Annotated in this window: 18 protein-coding genes; 11 read left to right on the top strand and 7 right to left on the bottom strand. The window is 69.1% G+C overall.

What is annotated here, in order from left to right:
• Positions 1-50: 50 nt before the first annotated feature.
• Positions 51-659 (bottom strand): ECF RNA polymerase sigma factor SigK, encoded by a 609-nt coding sequence (gene sigK / locus ACYR7D_RS02170; protein ID WP_459547957.1) that lies wholly within the window; start codon positions 657-659, stop codon positions 51-53.
• Positions 660-760: 101 nt separating this feature from the next.
• Positions 761-1054: a WhiB family transcriptional regulator gene (locus ACYR7D_RS02165; protein WP_357427507.1), complete on the bottom strand. Its 294-nt coding sequence runs from the start codon at positions 1052-1054 to the stop codon at positions 761-763.
• Between the two features lie 652 nt (positions 1055-1706).
• Between ACYR7D_RS02165 and ACYR7D_RS02160 the strand changes: the two genes are divergently transcribed.
• From ACYR7D_RS02160 to ACYR7D_RS02150, 3 genes are all read left to right on the top strand, one after another.
• The gene (locus ACYR7D_RS02160) at positions 1707-2657 is read left to right on the top strand and encodes a hypothetical protein (RefSeq protein WP_459547956.1); all 951 of its coding nucleotides are present in this window, start codon (positions 1707-1709) and stop codon (positions 2655-2657) included.
• A gap of 127 nt (positions 2658-2784) precedes the next feature.
• Complete coding sequence (locus ACYR7D_RS02155; protein ID WP_459547955.1) at positions 2785-3363, top strand: sigma-70 family RNA polymerase sigma factor; 579 nt, start codon at positions 2785-2787, stop codon at positions 3361-3363.
• On the top strand, positions 3356-4531 hold the full coding sequence (locus ACYR7D_RS02150; protein ID WP_459547954.1) for an anti-sigma-D factor RsdA: 1176 nt from the start codon (positions 3356-3358) through the stop codon (positions 4529-4531). Before ACYR7D_RS02155 ends, ACYR7D_RS02150 begins: the two co-directional genes overlap by 8 nt.
• A gap of 208 nt (positions 4532-4739) precedes the next feature.
• Here the strand turns inward: ACYR7D_RS02150 and ACYR7D_RS02145 are convergent, their stop codons facing one another.
• A complete protein-coding gene (locus ACYR7D_RS02145; protein ID WP_030522220.1) occupies positions 4740-5153 on the bottom strand; it encodes a DUF5319 domain-containing protein in 414 nt (137 codons plus the stop codon).
• Between the two features lie 245 nt (positions 5154-5398).
• On the opposite strand from ACYR7D_RS02145, the gene guaB reads away from it, so the two are divergent.
• From guaB to guaA, 3 genes are all read left to right on the top strand, one after another.
• On the top strand, positions 5399-6940 hold the full coding sequence (gene guaB / locus ACYR7D_RS02140) for an IMP dehydrogenase (protein WP_459547953.1): 1542 nt from the start codon (positions 5399-5401) through the stop codon (positions 6938-6940).
• A gap of 273 nt (positions 6941-7213) precedes the next feature.
• The gene (locus tag ACYR7D_RS02135; RefSeq protein WP_459547952.1) at positions 7214-8392 is read left to right on the top strand and encodes a GuaB3 family IMP dehydrogenase-related protein; all 1179 of its coding nucleotides are present in this window, start codon (positions 7214-7216) and stop codon (positions 8390-8392) included.
• Positions 8393-8606: 214 nt separating this feature from the next.
• On the top strand, positions 8607-10178 hold the full coding sequence (gene guaA, locus ACYR7D_RS02130; protein WP_459547951.1) for a glutamine-hydrolyzing GMP synthase: 1572 nt from the start codon (positions 8607-8609) through the stop codon (positions 10176-10178).
• A gap of 93 nt (positions 10179-10271) precedes the next feature.
• On the opposite strand, the gene ACYR7D_RS02125 is transcribed toward guaA, so the two are convergent.
• Together ACYR7D_RS02125 and ACYR7D_RS02120 are read right to left on the bottom strand one after the other, a co-directional pair.
• A complete protein-coding gene (locus tag ACYR7D_RS02125) occupies positions 10272-10505 on the bottom strand; it encodes a hypothetical protein (protein ID WP_459547950.1) in 234 nt (77 codons plus the stop codon).
• Positions 10498-12114, bottom strand: a complete 1617-nt coding sequence (locus tag ACYR7D_RS02120; RefSeq protein WP_459547949.1) for a PspC domain-containing protein — start codon at positions 12112-12114, stop codon at positions 10498-10500. The genes ACYR7D_RS02125 and ACYR7D_RS02120 overlap by 8 nt, the downstream gene beginning before the upstream one ends.
• A gap of 156 nt (positions 12115-12270) precedes the next feature.
• On the opposite strand from ACYR7D_RS02120, the gene ACYR7D_RS02115 reads away from it, so the two are divergent.
• Both ACYR7D_RS02115 and ACYR7D_RS02110 read left to right on the top strand, forming a co-directional pair.
• Entirely contained in the window at positions 12271-13650 is a 1380-nt protein-coding gene (locus tag ACYR7D_RS02115; protein ID WP_459547948.1) for an ATP-binding protein, read from the top strand.
• Between the two features lie 310 nt (positions 13651-13960).
• Complete coding sequence (locus tag ACYR7D_RS02110) at positions 13961-14617, top strand: response regulator (RefSeq protein WP_459547947.1); 657 nt, start codon at positions 13961-13963, stop codon at positions 14615-14617.
• Between the two features lie 10 nt (positions 14618-14627).
• Here the strand turns inward: ACYR7D_RS02110 and ACYR7D_RS02105 are convergent, their stop codons facing one another.
• On the bottom strand, positions 14628-15776 hold the full coding sequence (locus ACYR7D_RS02105; protein WP_459549974.1) for a class I SAM-dependent methyltransferase: 1149 nt from the start codon (positions 15774-15776) through the stop codon (positions 14628-14630).
• Positions 15777-15953: 177 nt separating this feature from the next.
• On the opposite strand from ACYR7D_RS02105, the gene ACYR7D_RS02100 reads away from it, so the two are divergent.
• Positions 15954-16571, top strand: coding sequence for an AMIN-like domain-containing (lipo)protein (locus ACYR7D_RS02100; RefSeq protein ID WP_459547946.1), 618 nt, complete (start codon positions 15954-15956; stop codon positions 16569-16571).
• A gap of 158 nt (positions 16572-16729) precedes the next feature.
• The gene (locus ACYR7D_RS02095; RefSeq protein WP_459547945.1) at positions 16730-17260 is read left to right on the top strand and encodes a hypothetical protein; all 531 of its coding nucleotides are present in this window, start codon (positions 16730-16732) and stop codon (positions 17258-17260) included.
• Positions 17261-17468: 208 nt separating this feature from the next.
• On the opposite strand, the gene ACYR7D_RS02090 is transcribed toward ACYR7D_RS02095, so the two are convergent.
• Positions 17469-18029, bottom strand: coding sequence for a hypothetical protein (locus tag ACYR7D_RS02090; protein ID WP_459547944.1), 561 nt, complete (start codon positions 18027-18029; stop codon positions 17469-17471).
• A 231-nt stretch (positions 18030-18260) separates the two neighbouring features.
• Between ACYR7D_RS02090 and ACYR7D_RS02085 the strand changes: the two genes are divergently transcribed.
• Positions 18261-19382 (top strand): serine/threonine-protein kinase, encoded by a 1122-nt coding sequence (locus tag ACYR7D_RS02085; protein WP_459547943.1) that lies wholly within the window; start codon positions 18261-18263, stop codon positions 19380-19382.
• Positions 19383-19672: the final 290 nt, after the last annotated feature.

Here is a 19672-nt window from a genome sequence, read left to right as displayed (position 1 = left end):
GAGGTCCGCCGCCGGTCGGAGGCGTGCGATGAAGAACGGGCCGTTCACATTCAGCCCCGAATGTGAACGGCCCGTTCTCGTGCCGGCCGCCGCTCGCCCATCGGCGCGGCGACCCCCATACTCTTCTTCAATCGCGTCAGCCCGTCCCGGATCCGGGATTTGACGGTCGGTAGGCCGACATCCAGCTGCCGGGCCACCTCCGCGTACGTGCGGCCGTCGTAATAGGCAAGCGAGATCGCTTCCCGCTGTGTCTCGGTGAGCGCCCGTAGGCCCACGACCACCGCCTGATGGTCGAGTTTGCGCTCGACCTCCTCGATGACCGCGTCGTAGTCCTGGCCGAGTATGCGGGCCCCGTAGGCGATCTCACGCTGGGTATGGGCTTGTTCGGCGCGGACCCGGTCGACCGCGCGCCGATGCGCCAGTGTCATCAGCCAGGTCACGGCGGACCCGCGGGCCGGATCGAAACTCGCGGCGGTCCGCCATGTCTGTAGGTAGACCTCCTGGGTGGTTTCCTCCGCGAATCCGGAATCCTGTAGGACACGCAACACCAGTCCGAAGACCCGCGTGCGGGTTCGGTCGTAGAGTTCGGCGAAAGCCTCGGCATCCGAGTGACCACAACGCTGCAGGAGCGTTGAGAGCTCGCTACTTTCCTGTGTCATCGGTCATAACAATAACCACATGCTATGACCGAGATCGTATGCGGTCCCGCCTCACCCACGGTTTCGCGCCGGATATGGCGGCCTCGGGGCCGCGCGAAGGGTTACACCGCCATCCGGCGCCGGTTGCGGCGGGCGTGCATCTCCCGTTCGGTTTCCGACATTCCGCCCCAGATCCCGTAGGGTTCGCTGACCTTCAGCGCGTGCGAGCGGCACTGCATGAGCACCGGGCAGGTGCGGCAGATCTCCTTCGCGCGCATCTCGCGGGCGGCGCGGGCTCTGCCGCGTTCGCCGTCGGGGTGGAAGAACACCGCCGAGTCCACGCCACGGCAGGAACCGCGCATCTGCCAGTCCCAGACATCGGCGTTCGGTCCGGGAAGGTGGGTGGGCATGGGCATGGGTTGAACTCCTCGTAGACGCGAGCTCGTCGGCATTGTCGAGCGAGTGACGGTTACAACTTCCGGTGTGCCCGGCGCTCGTATGAGCGTGCGGGGCCACATGCGTCGGCCGTGGTGCGCCGCCGGCGTCCGTCCGTTTTCGCGCGGCGCCGTCCGTGGCGATGAGTTACGTTAGGGGTACCGGGGAAATTCCGTCAATAGTTCGGCGCTCCGATTTGTCGGGTATTTCGCAGCGTGAATTTAACGTCGTTTACTGTTTACTTCCGCTAATCTTCCGGGGATACTGGACGGTTGCCTCGTCGTCGAATCCGTCGAATCGCGCGCGCTGGCCACTGTTTTCCCTGATGAGCGCGACTAGCTGGGGGCTTCGGAAAGGTCTGGACCGAATTGCGCGCCGGCCATCGGCCCGGGCCGACGGCCGGCGCGCTGATCTCGGTACGATCACAGATGGCCGCCGGGCGGCATCCACGTTAATTGAGCGAAACGCCCACGAATTCGATGCACGTCCGCTCATGGATTGATGGGCCGGGATTAACCCGATCGAAACACTCTCGATTCCATTAATGCTGAAAGATAGCTGAACTGCGCGAGGCGCGAGGCCGTTCGGTGGTTTTCTTCCGAAATCGGGAGCACCGGCCGGTACAGTGCACCGGTGCTCGCCCCGGTTCCCCCTTCCGAAACATCGTCCACCCTGCTCGGCGCCGCCGCGTTCGGCGCGGTACCGATCCGGTCAGCTGCCGAGTTGCCGGAGCCGGGCCGCCCTCTCGAAAAGTGGTGGCGAGCCGTGGCTCTGGGTGGCGCGGGGCACTATGCCGCCGCACGGGTGGCGCTGCGCCGACTACGCTCGGCGACCTCCGATCCGGTTCTGCTATCACTCGCCGCGTCCACGGAGGGCTCACTGCTGCGCCAGCTCGGCTGGCACGCCCGCGCCGCGCACCACGACGGCCGTGCCGCAGCACTCGCGTTGCCGGCGTTACCTCCCGCCGTCCCCGCGTCCTGCGGGCCGCTACCGCCCGGGGCGGGAACGCCACCCGACGGATACGGCACCGCTGCCGACATTCTCGAGGCGGCCGCCGACGCATTGATCGGTCTCGCCGCCGACGCGCTCGGCACCGGCCGGCTCGCCCTGGCCACCCGGCTGCTCGACCGGTGCGCCGCCCTGCTGGATTCCGTGCCGGACACCAGCGGATACGCCGAACCGGCGGGGCCGGATCGGCCGCGTGTCCGGGTGCGGCTGCACTGGGTACGCGCCGAAACCGCGCTTGCCGGCGGCCGGGCCGACACCGGCTTGGCCGAAGCCGAAGCCGCGCTGGCTCTTTCCGAGAGCGGCCCGTCGGTACGTCATCAGGTGAAGTCGCGGCTCCTGGTCGCCGCGGCCGCCGGGGCCACCGGCGATACGGATCGGTCGGCCGCGCTGGCCGCTCTGGTCGACCAGCAGTGCCGGACGTCCGGGCTCGTACCGCTGCGCTGGGCCTGCGCCCTGTTGCGGAGCGGTCTTCGGGCCGGAGATGCCGCCACAGGCGACACGGCCGAGAGCGACGCGAGCGCCTGCCGAGAGCTCATTGCCCGGCGTGGCGGGCGATTCCGCGACGCGGGTCGCTGACTCGGAGCCCACCATCTCGACCGGGACCGCTTCGTGTGTCCTATTGTTGATCCCGTTCCGCTGGACCGGCGGAAGCACCGGTCGTCACCGACCGTGCCACTTTGTAACGCCAGGAATTCCGCTGACGATGACGCACATGGGCGAAGAGTTGGACCGCGCCGTCGCCGCCGCTGCGCAGGGCGACAGGTCCGCTTTAGCTCAGGTACTGGAGATGGTCCGCCCGCTGGTGATGCGGTACTGCCGCGCGCGGATCGGTGTCGCGGAGCGTGGGCAACTCTCCGCGGACGATGTAGCGCAGGAGGTCTGTCTAGCGGTCATGACCGCGCTGCCCAGGTATCAGGACCAGGGGCGCCCGTTCATGGCCTTCGTGTACGGAATCGCTTCGCACAAGGTCGCCGATGCCCATCGCAATGCCTCCCGTAACAAGGCGGAGGCGATGGCCGAAGTACCAGATGTCATATCCACCGACCACGGGCCGGAGCAGCGAGCTCTCGAATCGGAAACGAGCCGGCAGATGAACGCTCTGCTGGCCACGTTGCCGGAGAAACACCGGGAGATCCTGGTTCTGCGCTTGGTCATGGGTCTGTCAGCGGAAGAAACCGCGACCGCCGTGGGCAGTACGGCGGGAGCGATACGGGTCGCCCAGCACAGGGCACTCGCAAAATTGAAAGCACAAGTGGCGAGGGCAGGTGAAATGTATGGCTAGGGATGGCGGGCGCGGTCGGGGCGACAGATGGGCGCGGCGTGCATCGCGGAACACCGATCCCTACGCCGAGGGCTCCGGTACCGGCTCCGAACCGGTCGATATCGTCGCGGTTCGTCGTGATGACGAACTGATCGACGCGATCGCCCGCGGCGGTCCCATTCCCACCGAGAGCACCGAGGAACTCCAGCTGGCGACATTGCTGGCGGATTGGCGGGCCGAGATCGTGGCGCCGCCGCTACCGGACGCACCTGATCTCGATACGGTGGTCGCGGCGGTCAATCAGGAAATCGGCGCACGACAGGCACGTATCAGCGCGCAGTCCGGCGGCCGGTTGCGGCTGCTCCGGCCGATAGCCACCACCGCGGCCGCGCTGGCGTTGGTATTCGGCGGTCTGTCCGTGTTCTCCTACCAGGCTGAACCCGGTGACGCGCTGTGGCGCGTCAAAGAGGTGGTGTTCAGCGAACAGGCCCAGAGCACGGTCGTGCAGTACGCCGACGACAATTTGTCCGAGGCGCAGACACTGTTGGATCAGGGGAAGCCGGAACAGGCCAAGGCGCGGCTGGAACAGGCTTCGGCCAACGCCACCCAGGTCGACGATCCGGTGAAACGCAACGAACTGGTCGACCGCTGGAAGCAGCTCCTCGAGGAGGTCCGCGCTCGCGCTCCCGAGATCGCCGCCGAACTCGAGCGCTCCGTTCCTGCCCCCGAGCCGGGGACGCCGGTCCAGCCGGCACCGGGCGGGACGTCACAGCGCCCGGATGCCACGGTGACCACACCACCGGGTGGTGACACCCCGTTGCCGCTGGAACTTCCGGGCGGCGACCGGCCCACCGCGCCGGACACCGAGGCTCCGGTCGCGCCCGGTCCCGGTACGTCGAACCCGGATACCGGTGCGCCGAATCCGGATACCGGTGCTCCGGACCCGACGGCACCGGATATCGCCCCGGGCGATACCACCGCCGTCCCGGAGACCCCTGGAGCGACCACGCCGGCCGCTCCGGGCGCCGATACGGTGGTGCCGTCCACCCCGCCTCCTTCGACGATCAGCTCTCCGGGGCCGGACGCGCCGACCGCTCCCCAGGTTCCGGCGACCCCCGTGCCCTCGGCCACCCAGGCTCCGTCCAGCCCGCAGGCGGGTACGACCCCGCCGGCGGGTACGAGCAACTGACCGCAGTCCCGGAGCCGACCGGACGCGGAGGAGAAGAAACGAAAAAGCCGATCGCGTAGCGATCGGCTTTTCTCATGAGTGGCCATCCGCGAGAGGGTGGTCACCCGTGGCTTCGTAGTGCTGTGCTGGTGACCGCGCCGCGGACACGAAAAATCGATCGGCCGTCGCGTACCGGCCGATCATGCCGGAGTTCCCCGGCGCCCCCGACTCAGCTGTCGAAAGCGTCGAACCCGTCGCCGTGGAACGCCTCGTTCATCGAAGCATCGGCGTAGCCGCGGCAGTAATCCCAGGTGACGTAAGCTTCCGGAGTCGGGTCGTAGGCAGGTTCATGCGGCCGCACCGTGCCGTCGACCAGGAGCTGTAACAAATTCGCGCGCAGCATATCCCAGTCGTGATAGTGATCCTGCCGACAATCCTCGCAGCTCACCACCAACCCGCGTATACCGCGGTGGGCCAGTAGCGCCTCGTAGACTGCGAGATCGGCGAGATCCTCTTCGACCGCAAGGCGCTCATGAGGATCCAGCGGTTCCCCCGGCTCGATGGCATCGAGCGCGGCGGACGGGTCGGCGGGGTCTCCGGCGAACGGATCCGGCGGCAAGCCAGGTGGTAGATGGTCACGCACATCCCCACGGTACGCAGAACAGGGTGGTCTGCGCCAGCCGTCCGCGCCGTCAGTTTCGGCAATGCCCTCAGTTGATCCATGGTCCAGGCGGACCGATACCATGGTGTCCAGGCGCCGACGAGGATCCGATCACCCGGCCACCGCCGGAGAATCGAGCCGGCGCCGCAGTCCAATCCCAGTAACAGTTCGCTATCGGGTCGTCATACCGCGGTAGCTCTGTCGACGTCCAGGAGGGGTCGATCCGAATGAGTAATCCCGTACCGGGCGAGCGCACCGTTGTCCGCCCTCATACGGGTGGTGACGATCCGGACAAGATCGCCATGCTCGGCCTCACCTTCGACGATGTGTTGCTGCTTCCCGCCGCCTCGGACCTGATTCCCAGTTCGGTCGAGACATCGAGCCGGCTGACCCGGGAGATCCGGTTGCGCACCCCGTTGGTCAGTTCCGCCATGGATACCGTGACCGAGGCCCGGATGGCGATCGCCATGGCCCGGGCCGGCGGTATGGGTGTGCTGCATCGCAACCTCTCGGTCGCCGACCAGGCGAGTCAGGTCGAAACGGTCAAACGGTCCGAGGCCGGGATGGTGACCGACCCGGTGACCTGCCGGCCCACCGACACCCTGGCCGAGGTCGACGCCATGTGTGCTCGCTTCCGGATCTCCGGCCTGCCGGTCGTGGACGAAACCGGGGCGCTCGTCGGCATCATCACCAACCGGGATATGCGTTTCGAAGTCGACCAGAACCGGCGTGTCGCCGATGTGATGACCCCGGCGCCGCTCATCACCGCCCAGGAGGGTGTCACCGCGGAAGCCGCGCTCGGTCTCCTGCGCCGGCACAAGGTGGAGAAACTGCCGATCGTCGACGGCGACGGCCGGCTGCGCGGGCTCATCACGGTCAAGGACTTCGTGAAGACCGATCAGTTCCCCGATGCCACCAAGGACCGCGACGGCCGGCTGCTGGTGGGTGCCGCGGTGGGCGTCGGTGACGACGCCTGGTCGCGTGCCATGACACTGGCCGACGCCGGAGTCGATGTGCTCGTCGTGGATACCGCGCACGGGCATCAGCGCCAGGTGCTCAGCATGGTCAGCAAGGTCAAGGCCGAGGTCGGGGATCGTATCCAGGTGGTCGGTGGCAATATCGCCACCCGCGCGGGCGCCGCGGCCCTGGTGGAGGCCGGTGCCGACGCGGTGAAGGTCGGTGTCGGGCCCGGCTCCATCTGCACCACCCGCGTGGTGGCCGGTGTGGGCGCGCCCCAGATCACCGCGATCCTCGAGGCGGTCGCCGCCTGCGCACCCGCCGGCGTTCCGGTCATCGCCGACGGCGGTATCCAGTTCTCCGGCGATATCGCCAAAGCCATCGCCGCCGGCGCCTCCACCGTCATGCTGGGGTCGCTGCTGGCCGGTACCGCCGAATCCCCGGGCGAATTGATCCTGGTGGGGGGTAAACAGTTCAAGAGCTACCGCGGGATGGGTTCCCTCGGTGCCATGCAGGGGCGTGGGCAGGCCAAATCCTTCTCCAAGGACCGGTACTTCCAGGACGACGTGCTGGCCGAGGACAAACTCGTGCCCGAGGGCATCGAAGGGCGGGTGCCCTTCCGGGGGCCGGTCAACCAGGTGATCCACCAACTGGTCGGCGGGCTCCGGGCCGCCATGGGTTACACCGGCTCACAGGGCATCGCCGATCTGCAGCAGGCTCAGTTCGTGCAGATCACCGCGGCGGGGCTGAAGGAGAGCCACCCCCACGACATCACCATGACCGTGGAGGCCCCCAACTACACCGGCCGGTAGTCCCAGCGGTCCGTGTTCATCGGCGCGCCGATGAACACGGACCCCGGCTCGCTCCGGGCGCGGTGTAAGGTCTATCTGAAATGCGCGGTTCACCAGGTGAAACGCATCACACCGGTGCCGAGTCTCACGAGACCCCCGAAGGGTGAGCCCGCGCCGCCTTTCCGCTCGCGAAGCGTATGCGCCGCAGGCGCGGGTCGCGGGCGCGAGGACGACGTCTCGGGGGCTCGAGCCCGCGGTGCCGGAGGCGCCGCCATAAACACAGGAGTTCTTTTCGTGCGCGATATGGTCGAGATCGGAATGGGTAGGACGGCTCGCCGGACCTACGAACTGGACGATGTCGATATCGTTCCCTCGCGCCGGACTCGCTCGGCGAGCCAGGTTTCGCTGGCCTGGCAGCTCGACGCCTATCGGTTCGATATCCCCTTCCTCACCCACCCCACCGACGCCCTGGTCTCCCCGGAATTCGCCATCGAAATGGGGCGGCGCGGTGGTCTCGGGGTGATCAACGGTGAGGGTCTGTGGGCGCGGCACGCCGATGTAACGACCAAGATCGAGCAGTTGGTCGAACTCGCCGACAAAGGTGGCCCCCAGCGGGCCGTGGCGTTCCTGCAGGAACTGCACGCCGCGCCGATGCAGCCCGATCTGCTGGCCGCCGCGGTGGCCCAGGTACGGGCCGGCGGGGTCACCGTGGCGGTGCGGGTGAGCCCGCAGAACGCGCAGGCACTCACCCCGGGCCTGCTCCAGGCGGGGATCGATCTGCTGGTGGTACAGGGCACCATCATCTCGGCCGAACATGTCGGCGCCGGTGAACCGCTGAATCTCAAAACCTTCATCGCCGAACTCGACGTTCCGGTGGTCGCCGGTGGCGTCAGCGATCACCGGACGGCGCTGCATCTGATGCGGACCGGCGCCGCCGGTGTGATCGTCGGCTACGGCTCCCAGCCGGGCGCCACCACCACCGGCGAGGTACTCGGTATCGGTGTCCCCATGGCCACCGCCATCGCCGACGCCGCTGCGGCCCGCCGTGACTACCTCGACGAAACCGGCGGCCGGTATGTGCACGTGATCGCCGACGGCGATATCAACACCTCCGGTCAGCTGGCCAAGGCGATCGCCTGCGGCGCGGATGCCGCCATGCTCGGCGCCCCGCTGGCGCTTGCCGCCGAAGCGCCGGGCCGCGGCTGGTACTGGCCCTCGGCGGCCGCCCATCCGTCGGTACCGCGTGGATCGCTGCTGTCGCTGGACGAACCCTGGGATCTCGTCGACGAACTGGTCCTCGGCGATACCTCGCGCCCCGCGCCGGTACGCCCCGCTCTGGAACAGGTGCTGACCGGGCCGTCGGACGACCCCTTCGGCTCACTGAACCTGGTCGGCGGGCTGCGCCGGTCCATGGCGAAGGCGGGGTACTCCGATCTCAAGGAGTTCCAGAAGGTGGGGCTCACCGTTCGTTGAGCCGGCGCCGCCTGCGGCGTCGCGGGTTCCACCCTCTGTCGCGGGTTCCACCCTCTGTGGGCCTCGCCGAGTTCGGCGCTGTGGTGCGGCCTGCTCGAGTTCTTCTGCGCTCCCCGAGCGGCCGAGCAGCCGGGGCGGTGCTCCGCGCTCCTCGCCGCTACCCTGGGCCCGCCCAGGTAGGGGCGGGTGCCGGAGGCTCACTAGACTCTTACGGGTGACGCATTCCCAGAGACCGGTCCTTGTTGTCGACTTCGGGGCGCAGTACGCACAGCTGATCGCCCGCCGGGTCCGGGAGGCGAGTGTTTACTCCGAGGTGGTGCCGCATACGGCGACCGTGGCGGAGATCGCGGAGAAGCAGCCCCTCGCGGTGATCCTCTCCGGCGGCCCGGCCAGTGTGTACGCCGAGGGGGCCCCGGCGCTCGACCCCCGGCTCTTCGAGCTGAATGTGCCGGTATTCGGTATCTGCTACGGGTTCCAGGCGATGGCGCAGGCGCTGGGCGGCACGGTGACCCATACCGGCACCCGCGAATACGGGCGCACCGAACTCGATATCGACGGCGGCCTGCTGCACGCGGGGCTGCCCACGGTGCAACCGGTGTGGATGAGCCACGGTGACGCGGTCACCGATGCTCCGGAGGGTTTCGAGGTCACCGGTACCACGGTGGGTGCGCCGGTCGCGGCGTTCGAGAACCGGGAGCGCCGCCTCGCGGGTGTGCAGTACCACCCCGAGGTATTGCATTCACCGCACGGGCAGCTGGTGCTGAGCCGGTTCCTGCACGAAATGGCGGGTATCGCGCCGGAGTGGACGCCGGCGAGTATCGCCGAGGTCATGATCGAGCGGGTACGGGAGCAGATCGGGGAGGGGCAGGCTATCTGCGGCCTGTCCGGTGGGGTGGACAGTGCCGTGGCGGGTGCTCTGGTGCAACGGGCCATCGGCGACAGGCTGACCTGTGTTTTCGTCGATCACGGCTTGCTGCGTGCGGGGGAACGCGAACAGGTGCAGCGGGATTTCGTGTCCGCCACCGGTGCCCGGTTGGTCACCGTGGACGCGGTGGACAAGTTCCTCGGGGAGCTGAAAGGGGTCACCGATCCCGAGGAGAAGCGCAAGATCATCGGTCGTGAGTTCATCCGGTCCTTCGAGGACGCGGTGGGCGAGGTCGTCGGCGAACAGTCCGCCGGATCGGCCGTGCCGAAGGTGGAATACCTGGTGCAGGGCACGCTGTACCCGGACGTGGTGGAGTCGGGCGGCGGCAGCGGTACCGCGAACATCAAATCGCATCACAATGTGGGCGGGCTGCCCGACGATCTGGAGTTCGAGCTCGTCGAACCACTGCGCCTGCTGTTCAAGGACGAGGTCCGCGCGGTCGGCCGGGAGCTGGGGCTGCCGGAGGAGATCGTGGCCCGCCAGCCCTTCCCCGGGCCGGGACTGGCCATCCGGATCATCGGCGAGGTCACCGAGGACCGGTTGCGCACTCTGCGCCAGGCCGATGCCATCGCCCGTGAGGAGCTGACCGCGGCGGGTCTGGACGCGCAGATCTGGCAGTGCCCGGTGGTGCTGCTCGCCGATGTGCGCAGCGTCGGAGTGCAGGGTGACGGCCGCACCTACGGGCATCCGATCGTGCTGCGCCCGGTCTCCAGCGAGGACGCGATGACCGCGGACTGGACCCGGCTGCCCTACGACGTACTGGAGCGGATTTCCACCCGGATCACCAATGAGGTCGCCGAGGTCAACCGAGTGGTGCTGGATGTGACGAGTAAACCGCCGGGCACCATCGAATGGGAGTGAGCGCACAGTAGGAACGGCCGGACCCGCACAGAGGTCCGGCCGTTTCCGCTGTACGGGGTGTGGCGCGCGACGAGAACGACGTGGGGGTGGCCGTCAGCGGTGTTTCCGGGGTGAGACCACCAGGAACAGGCCGATGACGATCGCCGTCGCGACGACGAGCCAGCCGAGGGGAACGATGCTCGTGAGCTCCCAGTGGCCCGGCCCCAGCAGCGTCCAGGCGCTGACCAGTAGGGCGAGCAGGCCGCTGATGAGCAGGCCGGGAGAGAACCCCCGGTTCCGGCGTCCACCACGGCTCGTCGAATCCGTACTCGTCGGTTGCTCAGCCACGTCGCACCTCCGCTTCACCCATCCGGACCCGGACGTGCAAGTCCAATACCGGGGCGTCACCGCCCGGACCGGTCAGCCCGTCCGGGCAGCGCGCCTCGCCCATGCGGACGGTGCAGTCGGTGCGGACGTTCATGTTCTCGGGTAGCAGGACCATCGCCTGCCCCATCTGTACCGACAGATCCACTGTCTTGTTCTCGGTCAATTCGATTCCGCGCAGGTCGAGCGTGCCCGACCCCATGGTGACCGTGTAGTCCGGGCGCAGCTCGGTGGACGCGGCCGGGGCCCAGGTGCGCTCGCCCATGGTGGAATCGCGCATATCGACCGGGCCGACCGCCGCGGCCAGCAGAACGAACGCCGCCAGCGGCGCGGTGACGAGCAGCAATCCGTGGCCCCGGCGCCGGAAGGCGCCGACGACCAGTCCCAGACCGATCACGGCAAGCGCTACGGCGGCGATCCGCGCGGGGGTCATCCATTCGGCGCCCGCCGCGGCGGCCGCACCGGCACCCGCCGCGGCGAGGACGGCCAGGCCCACAACGATCGGTGTGAACCGGGAGCGCGCCGGTTCGTCCGCGGTGGGGGCCACCGTGCGGGCCGGTGCCGGCGCGGGCAGGTCCCAGGCCAGCGGCGCCACCCCGAGGGGGTCCCAGGAGGGCGGTGTGCGCTGCGTGAGCAGCGGGTCGCCGGGTTTGCTCATATCGATCGAGGTGCCGGCGCCGGAGGTGTGACTCGCCGCGGGGTCCGGGCCCGGTTGGGCGGAGTCCGGAGAACCTCCCTGGCCGGCGGTGGAGTCGCCGAGCCGGTCCCCCGGGCTCGCCGGCACCGCTGTTCCGGTCGGATCGGGGGTGCCGGTGGCCGGGGTACCCGCCTCGGCCGGTGCGGGTGTGCCGGGTACCGCGGAACCGCGCACCGGTCGTACGGGCGGCTCGGCCGATAGCGCGGGGTCCGGTCCCGCAGGGGTATCCGCCGTCCGCGCCGGTTCGGGAGCGGCGCGGCCGAGGTCCGGAGCCGGTGTGGCGGCCGGATCGGCCGGTTCGTAGCGGTCCGGCAGTTTGGTGTACGGCGTGTAGACACCGGGAACGTGGGCGGTGTAGGGGTCGGCGGGACCCTGCGGGAAAACGATGCCGGGATAACCGGTGGTGCCCGGCGCGCCGAACGGCTGCGGCTCGGCCGTTCCGTCCGGAAGCGGCGGCGGTTCCGGTGCCCGCAGGTAGAGCATCCACCAGCCGGCCAGCATGAGCGCGAGCGAAACGATCCCCGAGCCGCCGAGCCCGACACCCACCGGACCCATGGTGCTCACCGCGATGGCCAGCGCCACGATCAACACGATGGTCTTGGTCTGGTTCTGCGAATCCCGCCGGGTGAGTGATTCGGCCATCGACGCCTGTGCGCCGGGTTCGGGGAAGAGCAGCCATCCGGCCAGGTACAGCACGATTCCCGCGCCGCCGAAAATGGTGGAGACCACGAACGCCACACGTACCAGCACCGGATCGACACCGTAGCGGTGCCCGACTCCCGCGGCGACTCCGGCGATCGGCCCGTTCCGGGGCAGGCGAGCCGGTCGTGTGCGCCACATCTGCTGGAGCTGATCACCGAAGCTCGTTCTCGTCATGGACCCATGGTCCGCTCGCCGGGCTCGCGGATGCATCGGGGGGAACCCTGAACTTGCTCCCGAAACTTTCCGAACACCGCCGGCGGCGGGGCGAAGACCGATATCAGGGTGTTTCCCCATGGCTGGCCGGGAGGTGGCCGTGCCAGTATCGAAGGTATGTGCCCGTTCGGACCTGCCTTCTACGCGCGGGGGGCCGCCGCCGGGTCCGGGGTGGATCCCCGCACCCGCCCCTTGGTGCGCCGTTCCGGCGGCCGGATCGTCGGCGGGGTGGCGGGCGGTATCGCCGACCATCTCGGGGTCGACGTGCTCAAGGTGCGGATGGCCTTCGTGCTGCTGTCCGCGCTGGCGGGTGCCGGGACCGTGGCCTACGGCCTGCTGTGGATCTTCACCCCCGACGGCGCGGACGATATCCGGCCCTCGGGTACCGAGCGCCGGCAGGCGGTCGGGCTGGCCTTGCTCGGGCTGGGGTTGTCGGTGGCGGTCTCGTGGGTGTTCAGCGGTACCGCGGCCCGGGTGATCGCACCCGTCATCGTGATCGCCGTGGGCTCGGCGCTGGTGTGGCGGGAATACGATGCCGACGGTCCGCGCACGCTGGTGGGGATGCCCGCGAAACCGTCGGTCGTCACCTGGTCGCGGATCATCGCCGGGGTCACCCTTGTGATCGCCGGCCTCACGGTGGTGGTGCTGTCGCAGGTCGACTGGGGTTCGCTCGGCTCGGCGCTGCTGGCGGTGGCCGCCACGCTGGTCGGTGTCGGGTTGCTGATGGTCCCGCTGGCCCTGCGCATGGTGCGTTCCCTCAACGCCGAACGTTCCGCCCGCATCCGCAACGAGGAGCGCGAGGAGATCGCCTCGCATCTGCACGATTCGGTTCTGCAGACCCTCGCGCTCATCCAGCGGCAGGCCGCGGATCCCCAAGAGGTGCTGCGCCTGGCGCGTAGCCAGGAACGCGAGCTGCGTCGCTGGCTGTTCGACGATTCCGGGCCGGCGGAATCCAGTTTGGCCGCCGCTCTGCGCACCATCGCCGGTGAGGTGGAGGACCAGCACGGTGTGAAGGTCGCCCCGGTGACGGTCGGCGATATCGCGATGGACGGTGACGAGACCGGATCCGGCCTGCCGAAGGAACATTTCACAGCCGTCCTGGGGGCGACCCGGGAGGCACTGGTGAATGCCGCCAAACACGCCGGCGTCGCCGATATCGACCTGTTCGCCGAGGTGGAACCGCATCAGGTCAGCGTTTTCGTCCGTGATCGCGGCACCGGTTTCGATCCCCGTGCCGTTCCCGAGGACCGGCACGGGCTGGCCCGCTCCATCCGTGCCCGGGTGGAGCGTCGTGGCGGCACCGTGGAGATCGTCTCCGCCCCGGGCCGCGGCACGGAGGTACGTATCCTCATGCCGCGCACCGATACGCCCGCCCCCGAGGAGCAGACAGCGGGCGACGACGCCGAAGAGAAACGAGAAGCGACGACTGCGGTCGCCGCCGGCCTGGTTTCCACCTGCCCCGCCGAACCGGGTCCCGCTCAGAGCAGACACCGCTGATGGGCTCCGGGGGTCCCGCCGGGAACACCGCCGCGCCCCGGCCCGTCCGGTGCGGCCGAACGCCCCGGCGAGTTGTCGCCGGCCGGCGAATACGTGACTCGAGGCCGCCGAAACTCGCGCTACCGTCGAATCCATCACCAACCGCGGGCCTCGCGACGAACGCCGCTCCCCGGCGGCGAGTCCTACGAGGCCCGCGAAGGGTCGAGCCCGCGTCGCCTTTCCGCCCGCGAAGCGTATGCGCCGCAGGCGCGAGTCGTGCGGGCGGAAAGGCGACGCCGAGGGGATCGGCCCCGCGCGCCGCAGGCGCGCCATGAACACAGAGAGGGAGAGGGTGCGGGTTTTTCTGGTCGATGACCATGCTGTTTTCCGGTCCGGTGTGCGGGCGGAGCTGAGCCGGGAAACCGATATGGAGGTCGTCGGGGAGGCGGGCGGAGTGGCCGAGGCCGTGGCCGGTATCAATGCCACCGAACCCGATGTGGTGCTGCTCGATGTGCATATGCCCGACGGAGGTGGGGTAGCGGTACTGCGCGGGATCGACAGTGGGCCGGTATGCCTGGCATTGAGCGTGTCCGATGCCGCCGAGGATGTGATCGCGGTGATCCGGGCCGGTGCCCGCGGTTACGTCACCAAGACGATTTCCGGCGCCGAACTGGCCGACGGTATCCGCCGGGTGGCCGGTGGCGATGCGGTGTTCAGTCCGCGGCTGGCCGGTTTCGTGCTGGATTCGTTCACCGGGAAATCGCCGGTCCCCGAGCCGCCGTTGGATCCGGAGCTGGATTCGCTGACCCCGCGCGAACTGGAGGTGCTGCGGCTGCTGGCCCGCGGCTACACCTACCGGGAGATCGCGGAGAAGCTGTTCATTTCGGTCAAGACCGTGGAGACCCACGCCTCGAACGTGTTGCGCAAAACTCAGCAGTCCAATCGCAACGCGCTCACCCGCTGGGCGCATCGGCGGCGGATCGACTGATCCGGGCGCGTCAGCGGGGGGCCGGGTCGCGCAGGCCGCGCACCGAGCGGGTGACGGTGAATTTCCGGTTGCGGCCCACCACCTCGGTGCGGCCGACCATACGTTCCACCACGGTGCGGTGGTTGAGGTGATTGTTGTAGACCGTCCACAGTTCCCCGCCCGGCCGCAGTACCCGGCCGGTCTGGGCGAACATCTTGATGGCGGAACCGGTGTGTACCGCGGCGCCGACATGGAACGGGGGATTGCAGACCACGAGGTCGGCGCTGTTGTCGGGTGCCGCGGACATGGCGTCGTCGCGAACCACCCGAACCTGGCCCGTCACCTGGTTGGCGGCTGCGGTGGCGGTGGCGGAGGCGACCGCCGCGGCCGACTGATCGGTTCCCACCACCGCGAGGCCGGGACGGGAACGGGCCAGGGAAACCGCCAGGATTCCGGTGCCGCAGCCGAGGTCGATCGCATCGCGGGCGTCGGGTTTCATGGCGCGGAGGTGTTCGAGCAGAAAGCGGGTGCCGATATCGAGGCGCGCTCCGGAGAAAGCCGCACCGTGGGCTACCACGTCGATTCCGAGGTCGCCGATGTGTTCGCGCAGCGGGAAACGCGGCTCTCCTACCGGTTTGGGGTCGCGGACCAGCAGGGTGCGGGATTTCTGCCGGCCGCGGCTGGCGCGTACCTCACCGAACGATTCGCCGAGCACGTCGTTCATGGCTTTGGTGAGGTATTTGTCCCGGCCGCCGGCGAAGACCCGGACATCCGGGTGGGCGTATCGGGCGATGGCCTCGGCGATTTCGGCCAGTCCGGCCAGGACCCGGGGCAGTCGCAGCAGCACCACCGTCGCTCCGCTGAGCAGGCCGGCGTCCAGCGCATGCGCGGTGTAGCGGTCGGCGAGGCCGAGGGCGCGCGCGTTGGCGGCGAGGGCCAGTTCGCCGGTCAGCAGATCCTGGTGGACGCGGATCGCGTGCAGATCGTGCGCGGCGGCGGCGCCGAGGGTGAGGGCGCCGTAACCGTCGCCGATCACCACGACCGAACCCGGCCGGTCGGCGGCTGTCGCGAGCGCGTCCGCGGCCACGTCGAGAATCAAGCGGTCGGCGGCGTCGACGGCATACAGGTTGGCGGCCTCCACGTCCGGGTACCGGCGCAGCCTTCCCAGTAGATCCTCCATGTCTCGCACGTGACAAGTGTGCTGGATCGTTGCCGCGCCCTACCGTCCGCCCCGGTGAATACTCGGTGCCCTCGGCCTGCTTCCGCGTGGTGACGGTACCGGCGGCCCCGCTAGCGGGCACACCGCGCGATCGGGTATTACCGCAGGACAGGGCGTACTCGGGCTAGCATCGGGCGCATGCGTACCGGGCGTGTACTCGTAGTGGCCGCGATGCTGGGGTGCCTTGCGGGGTGCGCCGACTCCGAATCGGCACCACCGGTTGGCTCCCCGGCGCCGGTACCGGCGCCGCCGAGCACCGAAGCCGTCCGGTCGCAACCGCCCCTGCCGCCGGTGCCGCTGCCGATCGCACCCGCACCGGACGATACGGTGCCCAAGCAGGCCGAGGCCTCGCCGGATGCCGGCCTGACCGTGACGGATATCCGGTTGAGCAGGCATCCGGGTTTCGATCGGGTGGAATACTTCCTCGGCGGAACCGGGACACCCGGGTGGAGTGTGTGGTACACCGGCCGGGCGATCCAGGACGGTAGCGGTCGGGAACTCGCCGTGGCGGGGCAGTCCGTGCTCGAGGTGCGGATCACCGGCTCGGATTATCCGTTCGACAGCGGGGTGGCCCCCTACACCGGCCCCGATCCGGTCACCGATCCGGCGGTTCCCGGGATCGCCGGGGTTTACCGGACCACGGTGTTCGAGGGGGTCACACAGTCGTTCATCGGGTTGGAAGCCGAGGAGCCGGGGTTCACCGTCACGGCCGCCGCCCTGCCGAATCGCCTGGTCGTCGATATCGCGACGGCGTAGGCGCGGGCCCGTACCGGTATCGGTTGATCATCAATCGGAGGCTGAGCAGCCGGAAATCGACGCGACCCAGTACGGTTGACAGCACCGGCGGCTCAGATGTCCGGCGCGCCGGCGCGAAAATACGGGGTCGTGGGCATCCGAGGGGAGTTTCAGGACCGATGCGACGACTCGAACGAGCCGGTTTCGCCGCTGCAGTCACCGCGCTGGTCGCGGGCGGTTTCATCGCGGCCTGCTCGAATACCGTGACCGGTACCGCCGAGGTGAACACCTCCGAGTTGCAGGTGTATTCCTCGGAGGTCAGGTCGTCGTCGGCGGCTGCGTCGTCCTCCCGGGCGGCCGCGGCCGAGGCCGCCGCCACAGAGGTGTGCACGGCACTGCGTGACCACAACAATCCCGCGGTCGATGCCTTCAACGCCTATATCGACGCGAGTGACAACAACGCGCCCGATGCCGAGACCAAGAAGGGGGCGGCGATCACCGCGTTGCGCGATACCGCGGGCAAGATCGATCAGGAGCTGAACCCGGATGTGCCCAACGATGTCTCCACACCGATGCGCACCTATCGCGACAATCTGAAAGAGTTGGCCGATCTGCTGGAGGAGAACGCCTCGATCGAGGAGGTCAACAAGCAGATCGATACCTTCAACGCGGACAAGGACGCGGCCTTCGACGCCTGCGATCCGTACTGAACGCCGGGTTCACTCGTAGAGGCCTTCCACGAACCACCGGTCTTCCCGGGCGAGCAGCGGACTGCGCGGTCCCGGTAGTTCCACCCGGCCAACCCCGGGGCCGGGCGATGAGCCGGCCTCGCCGCGGTGCACCGGTTCCGGGGTGGATCTCGATATCGAGGCAGATCGAACGGATCGGCCGCTCTCCGCGCCGAGCCCGGTGATCCGGCTACCCGGGTTTCGGACTCGGGTGCGGGAGGGGCCAGGAACCGCCGGTGACGAGTAGGACGGCTTCCTTCCCCCGTGTCTTCGCGGCGAGTGGCCGGGCACGAGCTGCCGGGACGGTAGCGCCCCCGAGGGCGAGTACCGCCGACTCCCTCCTGTCGAGCAACACCGCGGCCACTTCCGCCGCGTCTCGTCCGGCGTCGGGGATCACGGCGAGCCGGCCCAGCCGGGCGCCCGTTTCCGCGGCGGCGAGCAGGCCGGGCCGGGGTAGCCTGACCGCGGCCGCGTGCCCGCTCGCTTCGGCGACTGCCGCCGGCAGCGTTCCGGTTCCGGTGTAGGCCAACATCGTTCCTCCGGCCGGGCCGTGGTCGGGCAGGAGCGGAGCGAGGGCCCGCGGAACGGGCAGTACTTCGCGCCGAACGGCCGAGGCCGGGGTGAGCGGTACCGGCAGCCCGGACTCGCGGCGGATCGTGCCCGGCGTATGCGCGCATCCGGCGTGCGCCCGACGCAGTCCGGCCGGTTCCCGCAGCCGGGCGCCGTTTGCCGCAGGCGACCGTGTCGGCATAGCTCCCAACCACTTTCGCGCCGGACCGCGGGCAGCCGGCCTGCCGTCACCCGCCGGGCACAACCCCAGCTATTTCTCGATTCGGACATGCATTCGGCAGGCTATCGGCGGAAACCAGGCCCCGGAAGCCCGTCGAGGCAACTGTGACCCGATGTAGCGCGCGACGGCGCCCGTTGTACAGACCGGCTCCGAATCCGGCCAGCTACCATGGAATTCGGCTAGTCTCACACCATGATCGATCGCGCCCGCCCCATCGTCGGCCCGGACTACCTGGTCGCCGGCCGATACCGTCTGCAGTCGAAACTGGGCGGTGGCGGTATGGGGGCGGTATGGCTCGCGCACGACCGGCTGCTGGACCGTGATGTCGCCATCAAACAGGTGCTCACCACCGCGGGGCTGGACGAGGCGGAGGCCCGGCGGATCCGGGAGCAGATCGTGCACGAGGGGCGGGTCGCCGCCAAGCTGTCCCATGAGCACGCCATCGCTGTCTACGACGTGGTGCTCGAGGCTGGTGAGCCGTGGTTGGTGATCGAGCATCTGCCCTCGCGCAGTGTCGCCCGGGCGCTCGGGCTGGTGCACACCCTCCCGGTGATCGAGGTGGCGCAGATCGGCGCGCAGGTCGCCGACGCGCTGGCCGCCGCGCACGATGTCGGGATCGTGCACCGTGATATCAAACCGGGCAATATCCTCGTCGCCGACCGCGGGCCCGCGGTCGGCATGGCCAAACTGAGCGATTTCGGTATCTCTCGCAGTGTTACGGAGGCCGCGGACGAACCGGACGGCATGATCACCGGCACCCCGGCCTATCTCCCACCGGAGGTGGCGCGTGGCGCCCGCCCCACTTCGGCCAGTGATGTGTTCTCCCTCGGCGCCACCCTCTATACCGCCATCGAGGGGCAGCCCCCGTTCGGTATGGACGACAACACCGATGCCGTCGTGGAACGTGCCGCCATGGCGCGGATCATTCCGCCCAGCCGCAGCGGTGTCCTCACCGGCGTCCTGCTGCACATGATGGAACCGGCGCCGCAGCGCCGCCCGAGTATGGCCCAGGCGCGGGACGAAATCCTCGCCGCCGCATTCGGTCCCGGTGCCGCCGGTAATATTCTCGGCGCTCCGGTGCGTACCGAGGACGGAACGATCCCGGCCTGGGCGGCCCGTAACTCCGCCGCCGGTCTGCGCAGCCCGCGTTCCGGGCCGCTGCCCCGCCGCGCTCAGCCGCAGACCGTGGCCCCCGCCGCCGCGGCCCCGCCCGTCCGCTCCGGTTCGGGACAGCCCAGCCCCACCCTGGCCGTCACCATCGGCCTGCTGATCGGGTTGGCCATCATCATCGTGATTCTCGTCATGGTCATGTAGCCGCGCCGCTCGGCCCGCCGCCGCTCGGCCGACGGTGGGCCGTCCTCGATAATCCGGCTCCACCTCCCCACGGGCGAGGTCCGAGCCCCGCGGCAGCTACGGCGTCGTCCGTTGTGCGGTCCGTGGCCCATTCGGGTCCGTCCGGCGGTAAGGTCCGGTTTGTCTGTCTTGTCGTGGCGCCCGGGGAACTCCACCCGGGGCGCGTACGTTGGACAAACAGTTGGATATCGAGTAATCGCTCGAGACCGACGGTCGTGCTCCGGTATGGCCAACGAACTCCGAGAAAGGGA

The organism is Nocardia sp. X0981 (genome assembly GCF_977089955.1).
This window is presented reverse-complemented; position numbering and strand designations above follow the sequence as displayed.